Origin of the sequence: Myxococcus sp. CA039A (assembly GCF_013336645.1) — a bacterium.
GTDB classification, from domain to species: domain Bacteria; phylum Myxococcota; class Myxococcia; order Myxococcales; family Myxococcaceae; genus Myxococcus; species Myxococcus llanfairpwllgwyngyllgogerychwyrndrobwllllantysiliogogogochensis.
The window spans coordinates 17,677-33,035 of the sequence record NZ_JABUMQ010000092.1 but is presented as its reverse complement, the minus strand read 5'-3'; the positions used below and the strand labels follow the sequence as shown (position 1 = coordinate 33,035).

The window sequence follows — 15,359 nt, the reverse complement described above, 5'->3', positions numbered from 1 at the left end:
AGGGGCGGGAACCTGGAGCGTGCTGCCTGTGTGGATGAGGTCCGGGTTCTCCAGGCCGTTGAGCTCCACGATTTGTCGCGCGATGTCCTCGACGGGGCCCGGCACGCCTTGCTGCATCAGGCTCCACGAGATATCCCCCACGGTGTCACCGGGTTGCACCTGCCAGTCGGTGGTCCGGGCCTCCGGCAAGCCGGGTGGAACACTGTTTCTCAGTGCCTCCGTCATCTGGGCACCCTGCTCACGAAGCGCATGCTGGAGGAGGAGGGCTTCAAGCTTCGCCATCTGCTCGTCCCGCCCGGGGTCGCCGAGCGCTTCGCGCAAGGCGTGCTGCCTGAGCGCGGCGCCGAGGTCCTCGAGCTTCTCGCCACGCCCCGCGTCGCGGAGCGACTCACGGAGCATCCGCGCTCGAAGTGCCTCGCCCAGCTCATCGAGCTTCTCGTTCCGCCGTGCCTGGTCGGCGGCCTCGCGGAGTTCGGTGCCGACGGCACGCCCGAGGTGCTTCAGCCCCTTCGTATCCTCGGCCCTGCGCGGGGAAGGCCCCGGGGCGTCGAAGGCATCCGTGCGTTGGCGCGGCGCCGTCCGTCCGGAGGCGGCTGTCCCGGAGGGACGAGACGTGTCGTGGGAAGGACTCCGCACGGGGCGCGCGGCAAGAGAGTGAAGGAGGGACCGGATGGTCATTTCGTTCTCCGCTGAGAGGGTTTGGAATGTTTGTCGATAAAGCGCGAATATTTGTTTCGTGCGCCGGTGAGGTTTCCTTCATCACCCCGTCGCGCTGGGAACGTCATTGAAGCCCAGTGAATTCATCGAGTTGGCGTGGATTTGAGAAATATTGAGGCACTAATTCCCCGGGTCCCGTCTTCCAGTTGGAGCGGTGTTTGAAACATTGGTTTTGTTTGTGATTGGGGTCCGGGGAAGGGATGGCCTCGTGGGGGGCACCCGCACTGAAGTGTGGGTTTTCTGTCAGCGGTCGGTCCCCTGGGGCACGGATGACTCGACAGGGTGGAGGAGCGGGTGCAGCCTTGCGGACGCGATGCCGGAGCCCCTCCTGGTTGCTGCCCTGGGTGACGTCCACGGTCGCTTCCACCGCGTGGAGACGTGGTTGGACGCGCTGGAGGAGTCTCGTGGGCGGCGTGTGGGAATGGTGCTCGCGGTGGGGGACGTGGAGGCGTTCCGCCGCGCGGATGACCACCGTCGCAAGGCCGCCAAGCGGATGATGCCCGCCGAGTTCGCCGAGTACGCGGACGGGGTGCGGCGCGTGAAGCGGCCGCTCTATTTCATCGGGGGCAACAACGAGGACTTCGATGCGCTGCACGACTTCCTGGACGGAGGCGAGCTGGCGCCGGGCGTGTCCTATCTGGGGCGTGCGGGCGTGCGGGAGCTATGCGGGCTTCGCGTGGCCTACCTCTCCGGCATCCATGCGCCGCGTTTCATCGACCAGCCGCTGAAGCGGCCCGTGACGCAGGACCTGATGAAGCAGGCGGGATACTTCCGCGCGGCGGAGGTCGAGCGCGTGATGTCCCTGCGAGACGTGGACCTGATGCTGGTGCACGAGTGGCCGCGCGGCATCGTCCAGCGCGCCCGCGAGGAGAATCCCTCGCCGCCCCGGCCCCTGCCTTCGTACTGGATTGGGAACGCGGTGACGCGGCGGGTGGTGGACACGGTGCAGCCGAAGTGGCTGTTGTGCGGTCACTCGCACAAGTCCTTCGCGGTGACGTTGGAGGGAGTGGGGCGGCCCGCCACGCGCATCGCCTGTCTGGACCAGGCCACCCGGCCGGAGGAGTCGGTCTTCTGGCTGGAGTACGACGGCTCGACGGTCCAGCGCGTCGGGTGGGGCACCACCGGGCAGGTGGCGTGGGAGGCAGGCCAACGCTGGGACATGTCCGCGCTGCCGCCTGCCCCCGTGGAGAGCGAGGCCACCGCCGACGACGCACCGGTCGGCGCGATGTAGCGCCGCTCAGGGTTGTCCTTCGCCCCAATGCGTGAGCGTCACCCGCGGGTCGGGTGTCACGAGCGGGCTGGGCGGAGGGGGCGGGGCTCCCGGGATGACCAGCCTGCGCCGCACGTTCGCATCGAGGAACCGGCGCGTGGCGCTCGCCGTCGTGGCCCAGCCCTGGGCGATGTCCGCCGCGGACCGCGCGGGCGCGAGGCCCGGGGCCAGCACGCTCGCCGCACCCACGCTGGTGAAGTCCAGGTGCCGCATCCCCGCGATGCGCAGCGTCCATCGCTCCGCGCCGCGCAGGGACTCCAGCAACTCGAAGTCGGGCACCACCTCCGCATCCCCCTCCTGGTAGATGTGGAGCAGCGGGGCGCGATAGCGCTCGGGGTAGAAGTACGGAAGGCCCGTCAGCCAGTCCTTGCCCGCCTGGTTCGCGAGGCCGCCATCCAGGCTCACCAGGGCGGCGGCCTCGGGATGCGCGAGCACGAAGAGGAACGCGGCCCGAGCGCCCAGGCTGTGTCCCACCAGCGCCACGCGGGTGGAGTCGATGCGGCTGTCCGACTGGAGCTGGTGCAGCGTGCGTTCGAGCTCGTGCGCCTGGGCCCGGGCGGTGGCGAGCACGTCGAGGTCCGGTCCAGGCGGCGCGCGCCGAGTGGGTGAGGGCGTGGTCGCCACGACGTAGCCATGGCTCGCCAGGTACTCGGCCAGCACGGCCTGATGCTGGGCGGAGTGGTAGCGGCCCTGGGCCACCAGCACGAGCGGGAATCGGCCCGGCGCGGGCGGCGCGTCAGGCACCGCGGCCATGGGCGAGTCGAGCCAGGCGCTCGTGCTCTCCTCGGGAATGCCTCGGTCGACGAGCCCCTGCTCGTACCGCGTCACGGCCTCGTTCGCGAGGAGCGCGTCACCCGTGGCCTCGGGATGCTCCTCGGAGCTGGTGAGCCCCACGTAGTCGCGATAGTGCACGCGGCGCGTCGGGTCCCCACCCCGCGCGGGATACCAGAGGGTGAGCTGGAGCGTCGATGCGCCCGCCACGTCCGGAGGGAGGGTCCGCACGCGCAGCCCCACGTTCCAGGGCCCCGCTTCAAGCTGTCCCCACAGGGGCGGAGTCAGCACCACCGGCTGCGGAGGAACCAGCAGGTAGGTGGGCGCGAACCTGCTCGCGGACTGGCAGCCCGTCACGAGCAGCAGCGCGGCCAGGGCACCGAGCCACCGCGCGGTCCGGTGCATGCGCGGTGGCGCCGCGCGGAGCCACGCCGCGTGGCTGGAGGCGCTCAGAAGACGCCCGAGACGCCAACCATGCGCGCGCCGGCGACGGGCATCAACCGGGCGGCGGAAGAAGAGCGGCGAGAGGCGTTGGCTTCCACGGTGCCGGTGCGCCCGTGAAGCAGCAGGGGCACCGCGACGCCGAAGGCCGCGCCCAGCAGGGCCCCGGTGGCCACGTCGGTGAGGTAGTGCTTGTCGGCGCCCATGCGCAGCAAGCCCACGGAGGTCGCCAGCGGCAGCCCCACCGCCCAGATCCACGCCTGATGCTCGTAGCCTCGCAGCGCGGCCACCGTGCCGGCGGAGACCACCAGCGAGAAGGCGAGGTTGGTGTGTCCACTGTAGAACGACAGGTTGTTGTCGCTGGGCTGCTCGGTGAGGCCCTTCTGGTCCTCCGGCAGCACGTGGACGAAGGGGCGCTCGCGACCGACGAGGAACTTCACCGTCTGGTTGGCCAGCGTCGCCAGCATGGCGCTCTCCAGGATGATGGTCGCGTCCTGGGCGAAGAACCGGTCCGGGCTGTCCGACGCGCGTCCCATCGCGAACTGCAGGCCCATCACTCCGGCGGGCAGCACGCCGAAGCCCAGGATGTTGCTCCATGTTCCTGCCCGGTGGCGCGACGCCTCCGTGCTCCCCGCGAGCCCCCGGCCCCAACGGTCCACCCGGTTGAGGGTGTCCGTCCCATCCGGCGCCCGGTCACACCAGCGGCACGTCGCCGGCGCCAGGTCGCTCTTGAAGAACGCCTCGCTCGAAATCCAGAGCACCGCGGCCGAGCCGGTGATGACGCTGTCGCGAGCCCAGTCGAACCGCAGCTCATGCAGGCGGGGTGCATCCTCCGCCGCCTGGGCCAGGGCCGGAGTCGAGGGAGCGACCACGAGGAGGAGACCCAGCACGAGACTGGAAAAGGACGAGCGCACGGTTCGCAGCATAAGGGGCTTCGTCTCGTTTTCGAAGAACCGGATGCGGGGGCTGAAGGGGGCAGCCGTCGCTGGCGTGCCGCGATGGGTTTGACTACAAGCAGCCGACTTCCATTCGCATTCCGAGGCACCATCGTGAGTGATCACCCCGTCGATTTGACGGCCGAGACCTTCGAGCAGACGACTGGCAAGCCGGGTCTGGTCCTGGTGGATTTCTGGGCGGAGTGGTGCGGTCCCTGCCGCGCCTTCGCCCCCACCTATGCGTCCACCTCGGCGAAACATCCGGACGTCGTGTTCGGCAAGGTCGACACCGAGGCACAGCAGGAGCTGTCAGGCCGGTTCGAGATTCAGTCCATCCCCACGCTCATGGCGTTCAAGGACGGTGTCGTCGTCCACCGCTCCAGCGGCGCGATGTCGCCGGGGCGCCTGGACACGCTGGTCCGGTCCCTGAAGGCGCTGGACGCCGCCGTCGCCCGGCAGGCCGAGGAGAACAAGAAGCTCACCGAGCAGGGCATCGCTCCTCCCGGCGTTCATCCCGAAGCGGAATGGGATGACAACGACAGCGAGTGGGTCCACGGCGGCAAGGACGCCAAGGGTCGCAACCACGGGCCCTATCGGTATTGGCGCGCGGACGGCACGCTCTGCAACGAGTGCACCTTCGAGCAGGGCAAGCCGCACGGCCCCTTCAAGCGCTTCCATGAGAGCGGCGAGGTGTCCCAGGACGGCGAGTTCGTGAAGGGCGACCTTCACGGCCCCCGGACGTGGTTCGCCTCCGACAAGTTCACCACCGAGCGCATGCACGAGAACGGCGTCTCGGAGAAGGTGCGCAAGACGGTCATGACCTATGACCACGGCCGCGTCGTCGGCGTGAAGCACTACGACGGCGAGGACCGCCGTGTGGTGCCGTCGACGGGAGAGCCGTACCCGGACCGGCCCGCGGGCATTCCCGTGGAGGCGGAGCTGCGCGAGGACCTGAACCAGTGGTCCCATGTGAATCTGAACGCGGAGGGTGAGCGTCACGGCCTGGCGCGCTTCTGGACCCAGGACGGCGAGCTGCTCTGGGAGGGAGAGTTCGTCGACGGCAATCGCCATGGCGTGTACCGCTCGCTGGCGAAGGACGAGTATGCGGACCCTCGGGTGATGTTCGACGAGGGGCGGTTCGAGGGAGACGACGCCTGTGGCACCTGGACGCTGTTCGACCAGGACCGCAAGGTGGTGCTGACGCGGGACCTGGGTGTCGCGCAGGGCGAAGACGAGATGAAGGCCTCGCCGGTCTTCTCCAATCTGCCCCGGTCGGCGGCGGCGTGGCGTGAATACGCGGACACGTGCATCGCGGCGCGCAAGTACCGCGAGGCCCTCCTGGCGCTGGCCCGTGCGACCTCGAGCGACCAGCAGGTGGGGCCGCTGAAGGAGTGGGTGGAGCGCGTGACGCTGCCGCGCACGCCAGAGAACGCGCAGGCGACGGCGGGTCAGGTGCTGGAGAAGGCGTCGGACGCCTGGTCGCCCATGGCGGAGACGCTGGTCCATGGCGGTGACGTGGCCATGCTGCTGCGGGGCTACGCGGTGCTGCTGGACCAGACGGACCGGCCTCGGGCGGCGCTGGACTTCGTCAACGCGGCGCTGCTGTTCGAGCCGACGCGGACGGCGTTCCTGTTCACGCGCGGCCTCATCCTGCTGAACCTCGGGATGGACGAGCACGCGCTGGTGGATGCCGATGGGCTGGCGAAGTCGGAGCCCGGCACGGCGGACTTCCTGCGGGCCTATGCGCACTGCCTGTTCCCCCGGTTCGATTTCTGGCCGGCGAAGGAGACACCGCACTCGACGTACAACGACCTGCCGGAGAAGCCCGCGCAGCAGCTGAAGGCCATCCAGCGGGTCGCCCAGAAGTACGCGACGCGGCTGCAGATGCTTCGTGCGGAGTTGCTCAAGCGCTTCAAGCCGGGCGCGGCCATGCCCTGGATGCCGCCGGATGTGTCGGCGCTGCTTCCTGACGGGCCGGTGGAGCTGGCGGAGGACGAAGTGGAGATTGGCGAGGACTCGGTCGCCGTGGACGAGACGCTCGCCGTGGGGACGCTGGGGCTGCCGGACCTGGTGCGCACGGCTCGCGCGGAGTGGGCCGCGCTGACGTGGCTGCTGTGGGCCTGTGGTGAGACGCAGGTCTCGATGCCGCGAAAGCTGTCGCCGCCGAAGGACTTCGGCCACGCGGCGGGCATGGCCAGTCAGCGGTTGTGGCGCGCGAGGGATCGCCGCGTGACGGGAGGCCGGGGCGCGCAGGCGTCAGGGGCCGCCAGCTTCAAGTTCGAGGGTATCGACATCGACAATGTCCACCCCAACCTGGTGGGCATCGTCGAGCAGCAATACGGCGAGGTGCAGGCGATGTTCTACTGGATGGCCGACAGCGACAATGTGTCTCCCTGGCAGGACAACCTGAGGGGGAGCTGAGTCATGAACAGGACTCCTCGAAAGGTCGAAATCGCGGATCCGCTCTGGACCGCGCTGGAGACGATGAGCCGGGAGATGGGCGTGGACCGCGACGTCCTCGTCAATCAGGCCGTCTTCTCGCTCGCGCGACAGTTCGGGTTCATCCAGCCCACGCAGGTCAGCCTCGCGGAAGCGGTGGCTGCTCCGGCGGTGGTCGCAGTGGCGTCGCCCGCGCCGGTGGCGGCACCCGCGGTCGTTGTCGCCGTCGCCCCGCCCGAGCTGACGGTGGCGAAGGCCCCCGTCGAGACGAAGACGGAACCCAGTGACGCCACGCCGAGCGTCGAGGTCGCCGAGCGCGTTCGGGAGATTGTCCGCGAGGTCGAGCAGAAGGTGGAGCCGCGGCCGGCACCACCGGCTGTCGAGCTGGCGGATACGGAGGAGGACGAGTCCAAGACCGGGGAGCACGAAGGCTCACCGGATTCGGATGAGGCCTTGGCCAGTGACGCGGCGCCGGAGGAGAAGGCCGCCGTCGCGGAGGCTCCCGTCGATGTGGAGGCGCTGCGAGAGGCCGTCGGCGCGCGAGTCCGGGACCTCGTGCGGGATGTCGATCAATGGGTCGAGCCCGTGGAAGCGAAGCCGGAGGAGGACTCGGACGACGAGGACTCGGACGACGACGCTGACGGCGAGGAAACGGACGAGGAGGATTCGGACGAGGGCGCTGAAGACTCGGACGACGACGCTGATGACGAGGACTCGGATGACGAGGGCTCGGATGACGACGCCGATGAGGAGGACTCCGACGACACGGATTCGGGCAAGGACGCTGACGACTCGAATGAGGATGCCGAGGGAGACGAAGACGCGGACGAAGAGGACGAGGCCGCGAGTGGTCCCGCCCTGGCGGACGATGACTCCGCCGACCTGGTGACCCAGGCCAAGGACGAGCGGAAGACAGGCGCCGCCGTCAAGCCGGACAAGACCATCATCGTCCAGGCGCCGCCGGAGCTGAAGGTGCACGTCAAGCTCGACGAGGGCGAGCCCGTGCTCGTCGCGCGCGAGCGGTTCATCATCGGGCGTGGGCCGAGCGCCGACCTGATGGTGAAATCCGCGAGGGTGTCTCGCGAGCACGCGGTCATTCAGCGCGACGGCGATGAGGTCTTCATCGAGGACCTCAAGTCCTCGAATGGCACGTGGTTCGACAACACCCGCATCACCCGTCGGCAGGTGGCGGATGGTGAGGAGTACCTGCTGGGCGGTATCCGCATCACCTTCTCGCTGACCACCTGAGCCGCGAGGGAAGACTCTCTGCCTCCACCGTCTTTCCAGAGGGTGGAGGCAGCCGGGGCTTCAGCGGGACAGTGGTACCGAAGCCACCCAGAAGGTCTCCGGCAGAGGCACCGACGTGCCCTTGAGGAGTCGGTCGCGAAGACGCGCCTCCGTCACCCACACCGTGCCCTCGTCCGACACGGTGAGGTTGACGGGCGACTCCAACTCCGAGGCGAGCACTTCCAGCGTCCTCGGGCCCTGTGTCTTCCCGAGGACCTCGACGCGGATGAGGCGTCCGTCGCCGCTCTGAATCGAGCCTTCGACGAGCAGCAGGCGGCCATCCGGTGCGAAGCGCATCCCATCTGGGTTCTCCAGACGGCGAGGCAGCTCCACCTCGGTGACTCGGGGCGGGGCGTCGGACGACGCTCCGGGGTGAATCAAGAACAGCCGCCCTGGCCCGTAGGTATTGACGGCGAGCGTGCGCCCATCCGCGGCGAGCGCGATCCCGGCGGGGCCGACCGCGCTCATGCCCGTGCCCTGCGCCTTGAAGCGCGGGTCTGTCACCCACGTCTCCAGGTGTTCACCACCGGGGCGCAGGTACAGCACGGAGGCACGGGCGCTGTCCGTGACATAGAGGCCGCCATCCGGCGCCACGGTGAGGTCATTTCCGAGCGCGCCTTCCGGCAGGTGGACGAGCTTGCGCAGCGCCCCCGTGCGAGCGTCGAGCGCGAAGATTCGAGCGTGACGTCGTCCACCCATGGTGCCCTTGGGGCGCAGCAAGCCCATGGCATCGGGAGACGTCCCCCACAGCAGGTTCCGAGGTGCATCCAGACGGAGGCTCGTCGCGGAGAACACCTGCTCCGAGCCGGGAAACAGCTCTGTCCATGCACCTCCGGGCGCGCGTCGGAGCACGCGGCCATCCGCCACGGAGCCGACATAAAGCGTCCCGTCCACGGCGTGGGCGATGCCGTTCGGAATGGTGAAATCGGGAGGGAGTGGCAACTGCTCGGTAACGCGGGGACGCGACTTCGCGCTCACGTCGGAGGCCGAGGAGGCGGGGGCGGGAGGTGACGCCGCCGGGGTGGAGGCGAGCAGCAGGGCGGTCAAGGCACCAGCGAGGGATGGCGAGCACATCCAGTGGACTCCCGAGGCAAGGAGAGGGGACTTCATCGAGCCGCGCAGTGCGGGTTCGTGAAGGGCGCACGAGGCCCGTGGGCCTCGCCGCGCTTCGTCACGGCATACCTGCGAGAGAGGACGGACTCGCGGGGACACGAGGGAAGTAACCCGGGAGTGGTGCCCCATCATCGGAAGTGGGCGCATTAGACTCGTGCGGAAGTCGCAACAATCGGAGGTCGGGCGTGGAGCGCTTGGAGTTGAGGGACCGACTGGAGGACATGCTGGGCTTCTCCGCCGTGGCGAAGGCACTGAGCTTCGCGGATGCGGCGAGGGAGCTGCGGGTGAGCGCCTCCACATTGAGCCGCCGTGTGGCGCGACTGGAGGCGGCCCTGGGGACCGCGCTGCTGCGTCGCACCACCCGTCATGTCTCGCTCACCGAGGCGGGCGCCCTGTACCTGGAGCGTTGCACGGATGTGCTCCATCGCGTCGAGGAGGCGGAAGCGCTCGTGTCCGGGCTCGGAGGCGACCCGAAGGGCAGGCTTCGAGTGGCGCTGCCCAACCTCTTCGGCCAGCTCCACGTCGCGCCGCTCATCGCGGACTTCATGCGTCGCTATCCGCGCATCGAGCTGGAGCTCACCTTCGAGGATCGTTACGTCGACCTCGTCGAGGAAGGGGTCGACGTCGCCATCCGGATTGGCGCGTTGCCGGACTCCAGCCTGGTGGCGCGTCGTCTGGCCACGGTGCGGCGTCTGCTGGTGGCGTCACCTCGCTATCTGCGGGGACGAAAGCCGCCCGCGCGGCCGCAGGACCTGTCGGCCCATCCCTGTCTCCAGTTCAGCCACTTCGCGGACGGAGAGACCTGGACGTTCTCGCGGGGGGCGGAGCGCGCCACGGTCCGCGTGCGGCCCGCGCTGAGGGCGGACAACGCCGAGGCGCTGAGGCTCGCCGCGTTGGGGGGCTGTGGTGTCTCGGCGCTGGCGACCTTCCTGGTGGGAGAGGACCTGCGCGCGGGTCGGCTCGTGCGGGTGTTGGAGGACTGGTCGATACCGGAGGTGGGGGTGTTCGCCGTCCACCCACCTGGGCGACTGGTGGCGTCGAAGGCGCGAGCGTTCGTCGCCTTCGTGGCGGAGCGGCTCGCTGGCGAGCCTTGGGACAGCCCGTAGCCGAGCGGCGCATCACGAGGCTCCGAGGGCGGGAGCGAGAGTGGTAGGGAGGGTGCTGAGTTCCGGAGACGTCATCGCCGTGGCGCGGAATGGACCGCGACCTCCGGGGTTCGAGCGACATTCCATGGACCTCATTTCCGCAGCGGAGTTGCCGTTCCTGGCCTTGTCCACGTTGTTCGCCCGTTCGTTCGAGGGCTACTTCGTCCCGATTCCCGACGCACCCCAGGCCTTCGATGCGCGGGTGCGGAGCGAGCACATCTCGCTCATGGAGAGTCGGGTCGCGCGGGTGGACGGAGAGTGGGCGGGGCTGGTGTTGATGGCAAGGCGCGGGCGGGTCAGTCGCGTCGCGGGCATGGGCATCATTCCCAGTCGACGGGGACAGGGACTGGGTGGGGAGATGCTGCGGCCGTTGATGGCGGAGGCGCGAGCACGCGGGGATGCGCGGATGGTGCTGGAGGTCATCGAGCAGAATGCGCCAGCGGTGAAGCTTTACGAGCGGCTGGGTTTCCGGCGTGTGCGGCGACTCGTGGGGTTCGTGGGGACGCCGACGCCGGAGTCGGGGGCGTTGGAGGAGGTGGGGCTGCAGGAGTGCGCGAGGCTGCTTCCGGACGGGTTGCCATGGCAGCTCGATGCGGCGACGGTGCGGGGGTTGTCATCTCCGGCGAAGGCGTTCCGGTTGGGGCCGGCGTGCGCGGTGGTGGCGGATGTCTCCGCGCCGACGCTGGGGGTGCGGTCATTCGTGGTGGAGCCCGCGTCGCGAGGGCAGGGCGCGGGGCGCAGGTTGCTGCGGGCACTGGCCGCCGCGCATCCCGGGAAGGCGCTGGCGGTGAGCGCCATCGTTCCAGAGGGCCTGTGCGAGCGCTTCTTCCTGGGGGCGGGCTTCACGCATCCCGCCCTGTCTCAGTTGGAACTCGTGCTCGACTTTTCGCCAGACGCGAAGTGAGTGTGGCTCACCGCTCGCGCAGGTGGGCCGTGAGTCCTGTCAGGTGCTCCCTCGCGGGGGTGATGACTTCCGGCCGCTGCGTCTGGAGCGCGAGCCGGAACGAGGCGATGGCCGCCGCCAATTCCTCGCGGGCCCGTCCCGTGAGCTGGACATGCAAGGCATCTGCTCGCGCGAGCGCCGTCGTGTTCGGCAGGGCATCCTGGGGATGCAGCTTCAGCGCAGCCATGGAGCGCCGCGCCTCTTCGATTTGCCCCGGTGACAGCTTGCCCGGGCGCTGCTCGATGACGAAGGCTTCCTTGCGACCCGTGGTGACGACGGTGACCTCCACCTCGAGGATGCCATTGAGGTCATACGAGAAGCGCACGTCGATGGACTGCTCTCCCGCCGGGGCCGGTGGCAGCCCCGAGAAGGCATACTCGCCCAGCTTCACGTTGTCGCTGCACTGCGCATGCTCGCCCTGGTACACCTCCAGCCGAATCTCTCGCTGGAAGTCGCCGGCCGTCCAGTAACGCTCCACGCGGCTCGCGGGGATGACCGTGCCGCGCTCCAGGATGGGACTGAAGATTCCGGTGATTCGCCGGTGGCCCGCCTGCGCGGCGGTGCTCACCCCCAGCGTGAACGGCGCGACGTCCGTGACGACCAGGTCATCCACGGCCTGGTCTCCCGCCTTCATCGCCGCCTGCACCGCGGCGCCCATGGACACGGCCTCGTCCGGCGGCAGCTTGCGCAACGGCAACCGTCCAAACACCTGCGTCGCGAAGGTCGTCACGCACGGCATGCGCGTCGAACCTCCGACGAGCAGCACCTCCTCGATGTCCGTGGCCTTCAGTGACGCATCCTGCAACGCCCGATGAATCGGCCCGCGCATGCGCTCGAGCGCGGAGGCCCAGGCGTACTCGGCATCCTCACGGGTGAGCGCGAACTCGAAGTCCAGCTTCTTGCCTTCCGCCACCGGCAGCTCGGGAAGGACGATGCGCGTGCTCTCCGTTTGCGAAAGCCGCCGCTTCGCGGCTTCACACGCCTCCCGCAAGCGCGCCCAGCCCGGTGCGTGGGCCTCCAGGTCGAAGCCCTTGTCCTGTCGCAACCGCTGGGCGACATGGCGCGCCAGCAACGTGTCGAAGTCCTCGCCGCCCAGCCGCGCATCACCCGCCGAGGACTGGATCTCCACCACGCCCTCGATGATCTCCAACACCGTGACGTCGAACGTCCCGCCACCCAAATCGAGCACGACGGCCTTCAGCTCCCGGTTGCGCTCGTGCAGCCCATAGGCCAGCGCCGCCGCCGTGGGCTCGTTGATGATGCGCTCGACCTTGAGTCCCGCGATGGCTCCGGCGTCCCGAGTGGCCTGTCGCTGCGGGTCCCCGAAATAAGCGGGGACGGTGATGACGGCCTCTTCAACCGCCATTCCCAGGAAGGCCTCGGCGTCGCGCTTGAGCGCGGCGAGCACCAGCGCCGACAGCTCCTGGGGCGAGTACGTCCGGTCTCCCAGTCGATAGACCCGCGAGGTCCCCATGTCTCGCTTGAAGGCGAGCGCCGCCTGCTCGGGGTGGAGGACTCCGCGAGAGCGAGCCGCCGCGCCCACCAGCACCTGACCCTGTTCGTCGAGCGCGACAGCGCTGGGTGTCAGGAACTCGCCGAGGGAATTGGGAATGAGGACCGGCCGGCCCTCGCTGAACACGGACACCAGCGAGTAGGTGGTGCCCAGGTCGATGCCGAGGATGGGAGACTTGGAAGAAGGACTCATAGGGATTGGGGGCAGAGTCCCCGGAGTTCGTCCGTGAGACGGAACCGGGCGGCGGTCATTCGCGCCTGGCGCGCGGCGGGGTCCTGCTCGTTCGCGGGGACTCGGGCGGTCTGTTCCTGCACTACCGCGAGGACCTTCATGTACTTCCTCGACACGTCGGGACAGTCCTCCGCCTCCACCGAGTCGACCAGCTTGGTGAGCCCCGTACAGGCTTCCTTTGAGTCAGTGCCGGGGATTGCCGCGCACAGCACTCGGGCTGCCTCGCGCGCCGCCGACACGCGCTCCTCACGAGTGACCTCCTCGGTGCCTCCAGGACCCGACTTCGGCCCGAAGGTCATGACTCCCACGGCGACCATGGTCGCCATCAACACGCCGACGGACGCGAGCGCGTACGTGGTGTACCGCGAGGCGCTCCGTCCCGTGTCGGGCGCCGGCGGCTTCGCGTCAGCGGGGGCTTTCTTCGGCGGGGAAGGGCGGGTCACTCCGGGCGGCGGCCCCTTGGGCACCAGGCTCTCCCCGAGCGCGGCCTGGAAGGAAGGACAGCGGGCGCGAATCTGCTCCAGGGCATGGGCGGCGCGCTCGGGCTCGCGGCGGCGATAGGCGCGCATCTGCTCCCGGGTGTTCTCCAGGTTTCCGTTCAGCACCGCATCGGCGAGCAGCTTGCGCACGCCGGGAGAGACGTCGTCATCCAGCTCCGCCAGCTCCTGAACCAGCCTCCACACCCACGCCTCATCCTGTTCCTGGAACGCGTCGAGGAGTCCCTCGGCCTCCAGCCACGCTGAGTAGCTCGCCTGCAGCGCACGCGCTTCGCGGGGCCGGCCATTCAGGTGCAACTGCAGCAGGAAGGCGAGCACCCAGGTGGGTTTCGGCGGTGGATGTTCGGGATGGCGCTTGATGGCGGCCAGCGCCACGAGCGCGGCCTGACCCGCCTTGTCCCAGTCATCGGAGGTGCCCAGCTCCTCGGCGAGTCCCCACAAGAAGGGATGCGCGGCGGTCGTTCCGAGCAGGTTGATTTCCGCTTCGGTCAACCGCTGCGGAAAGGTCTGCGCGAACGCCAGGAGGAACTCGGGGTGCCCCTGGTTGAACGCGTCCCGGAAGGCTTGAGTCGCCTCCTCCTTCCGGTTCGACGCCATCAGGGCCTTGATGAGCCAGTGGCGGGCCTCGCCTGCCTCGGGAAGGGCTTCCACCGCCTCGCGAGCAATCAGGACGGGCGCATCCGTGGGAGCATCCGAAGGCAGTGTGCTGAAGCGGGCCCGAAAGGTGTCGAGCCGCGCGTCGGCGCTCAGGGGCCCGGACGCGTGTGGCGCATCGACCGTGGCGGGAGCCACCTGTTCCAGAGCGGCGCTCGTGCGCGGTGCCTCGGTGCCGTCGTGCGCGGCCTTGAGCAGCTCATATGCTTCGCGCAGCCGGGCGAACCCTTGGGGGTCCACTTCCGGCTTGCGGGTCTTCAACATGCGCAGATACGTCCTGCGGACGAGTTCGGGCTCCGCCTCGGCGGTCACCCCCAGCTCCCCGCGAGCCTCTTCGAGCGTCATTCGAGTCGAAACGCTACACCGCGCCTCGAAGCGGAGCGACTGCCAATCAAGTCCACCCTGCCGAGATGGGGAGGCTTACCCCTCCGTGGGAGCGTGACGAAGACACGGAGTCCTGTTACCTCCGCGCGTGCCCGTGGCGAGGGCAGGGGAGCGCGACGTCATGCAGGAGTGGCTCGACCATCGACCCGATTTCAAACCCCAGGATTGGGAGCATGCCTGGGCTCGGGCCCTGGCCCGGCTCAACGAGTCTCAGCGGGAGGTGCTCGCCGCGACCTCGCTGCTGCCTGACCCCGCCGGGTTCGCGAAAGTCGCCAGCGAGGGCCCCGCGCAATGGAAGGCGGAAGGCGGCAATCCGACCCTGCAAGCGGTGTGGGCGCTCGCCTTGAGAGAGCTCCATCCGGCGGAGCTGCCCACGCTGACGCTCGATGAACAGGCCTGGAACGAACCCCGGGTCATCGCCGCGAACGTCGTCCTCACGGGCCCGGTGCGGTGGCGTGCGCCGCTCGTGTTCCTCGGGAGCGTCCTGTCCACGCTGCCCCTGTACGATTGTGGTCCCGACTCGTCTGTCACCATCGTCGGACGCGTCACGGCTCCGGGACTCGTCACCTCGGGCGACATGCAGCTCCTGGGCGACGTGGACATTCCCCTCATCGAGGGGCAGGGCAACGACAACATGCTCATCGTGCTGGGGGACGTGAGCGCACGGGTCATCCAGGAAGCGGACCATGCCTGCTGCTGGGCGGGGAACGTCGTGGCGCGGACCCATGCGTCCCTGGGCGACCTCCCCAAGGAGCAGCGCCAGAAGCTGGAGGACGCCATCCTCCCCGAGTTCCTGGCGGAGAGTCGGCCGCGCCTGGCCCCCGCGATGGAGGCCCTGGCCGCCGGTCAGGACGTCTTCCGGGGGCGTCCCGAGTGACGGCCGAGGCGCCCGGATGCGCCGGGGCTTCGGGATAAACCCGGCACGGAGGTCCGGTTCACTCGTGAATCGTGTGAAACAGGTGGGCAAGCAGGCGGGCTTGCAAACACACTGGGCGCCGAGCGTGGAATGGAGCATGAAA

The 15,359-nt window shown here is 69.1% G+C and carries 12 protein-coding genes; 6 read left to right on the top strand and 6 right to left on the bottom strand.

Features of this window, described 5'->3' with window-relative positions:
* Nucleotides 1-678, bottom strand: a 678-nt coding sequence (locus HR086_RS17320) for a LysM domain-containing protein (protein WP_174466159.1), incomplete at its 3' end; no start/stop codon positions are given.
* Nucleotides 679-1,030: 352 nt separating this feature from the next.
* Here HR086_RS17320 and HR086_RS17315 point away from each other — a divergent pair.
* On the top strand, nucleotides 1,031-1,948 hold the full coding sequence (locus tag HR086_RS17315; RefSeq protein ID WP_174454924.1) for a metallophosphoesterase: 918 nt from the start codon (nucleotides 1,031-1,033) through the stop codon (nucleotides 1,946-1,948).
* A 6-nt stretch (nucleotides 1,949-1,954) separates the two neighbouring features.
* On the opposite strand, the gene HR086_RS17310 is transcribed toward HR086_RS17315, so the two are convergent.
* Together HR086_RS17310 and HR086_RS17305 are read right to left on the bottom strand one after the other, a co-directional pair.
* Nucleotides 1,955-3,163, bottom strand: a complete 1,209-nt coding sequence (locus HR086_RS17310; RefSeq protein WP_174461883.1) for a dienelactone hydrolase family protein — start codon at nucleotides 3,161-3,163, stop codon at nucleotides 1,955-1,957.
* A 44-nt stretch (nucleotides 3,164-3,207) separates the two neighbouring features.
* Nucleotides 3,208-4,125: a phosphatase PAP2 family protein gene (locus HR086_RS17305; RefSeq protein ID WP_174461884.1), complete on the bottom strand. Its 918-nt coding sequence runs from the start codon at nucleotides 4,123-4,125 to the stop codon at nucleotides 3,208-3,210.
* A gap of 123 nt (nucleotides 4,126-4,248) precedes the next feature.
* On the opposite strand from HR086_RS17305, the gene HR086_RS17300 reads away from it, so the two are divergent.
* Together HR086_RS17300 and HR086_RS17295 are read left to right on the top strand one after the other, a co-directional pair.
* A complete protein-coding gene (locus tag HR086_RS17300; RefSeq protein ID WP_174461885.1) occupies nucleotides 4,249-6,555 on the top strand; it encodes a thioredoxin domain-containing protein in 2,307 nt (768 codons plus the stop codon).
* A 3-nt stretch (nucleotides 6,556-6,558) separates the two neighbouring features.
* Entirely contained in the window at nucleotides 6,559-7,821 is a 1,263-nt protein-coding gene (locus HR086_RS17295) for an FHA domain-containing protein (RefSeq protein ID WP_174454928.1), read from the top strand.
* Between the two features lie 60 nt (nucleotides 7,822-7,881).
* Here HR086_RS17295 and HR086_RS17290 read toward each other — a convergent pair whose 3' ends face one another.
* A complete protein-coding gene (locus HR086_RS17290; protein WP_174461886.1) occupies nucleotides 7,882-8,934 on the bottom strand; it encodes an SMP-30/gluconolactonase/LRE family protein in 1,053 nt (350 codons plus the stop codon).
* Between the two features lie 224 nt (nucleotides 8,935-9,158).
* Here HR086_RS17290 and HR086_RS17285 point away from each other — a divergent pair, with 224 nt between their 5' ends.
* Together HR086_RS17285 and HR086_RS17280 are read left to right on the top strand one after the other, a co-directional pair.
* Nucleotides 9,159-10,079, top strand: a complete 921-nt coding sequence (locus tag HR086_RS17285; protein ID WP_217439897.1) for a LysR family transcriptional regulator — start codon at nucleotides 9,159-9,161, stop codon at nucleotides 10,077-10,079.
* A 124-nt stretch (nucleotides 10,080-10,203) separates the two neighbouring features.
* Nucleotides 10,204-11,022, top strand: a complete 819-nt coding sequence (locus HR086_RS17280; protein WP_174454930.1) for a GNAT family N-acetyltransferase — start codon at nucleotides 10,204-10,206, stop codon at nucleotides 11,020-11,022.
* 7 nt (nucleotides 11,023-11,029) lie between these two features.
* Here the strand turns inward: HR086_RS17280 and HR086_RS17275 are convergent, their stop codons facing one another.
* Together HR086_RS17275 and HR086_RS17270 are read right to left on the bottom strand one after the other, a co-directional pair.
* On the bottom strand, nucleotides 11,030-12,766 hold the full coding sequence (locus HR086_RS17275; protein WP_174454931.1) for an Hsp70 family protein: 1,737 nt from the start codon (nucleotides 12,764-12,766) through the stop codon (nucleotides 11,030-11,032).
* Nucleotides 12,763-14,301: a hypothetical protein gene (locus HR086_RS17270; RefSeq protein ID WP_174466158.1), complete on the bottom strand. Its 1,539-nt coding sequence runs from the start codon at nucleotides 14,299-14,301 to the stop codon at nucleotides 12,763-12,765. The genes HR086_RS17275 and HR086_RS17270 overlap by 4 nt, the downstream gene beginning before the upstream one ends.
* A gap of 160 nt (nucleotides 14,302-14,461) precedes the next feature.
* On the opposite strand from HR086_RS17270, the gene HR086_RS17265 reads away from it, so the two are divergent.
* Nucleotides 14,462-15,217, top strand: a complete 756-nt coding sequence (locus HR086_RS17265; RefSeq protein ID WP_174454933.1) for a hypothetical protein — start codon at nucleotides 14,462-14,464, stop codon at nucleotides 15,215-15,217.
* Nucleotides 15,218-15,359 lie beyond the last annotated feature (142 nt).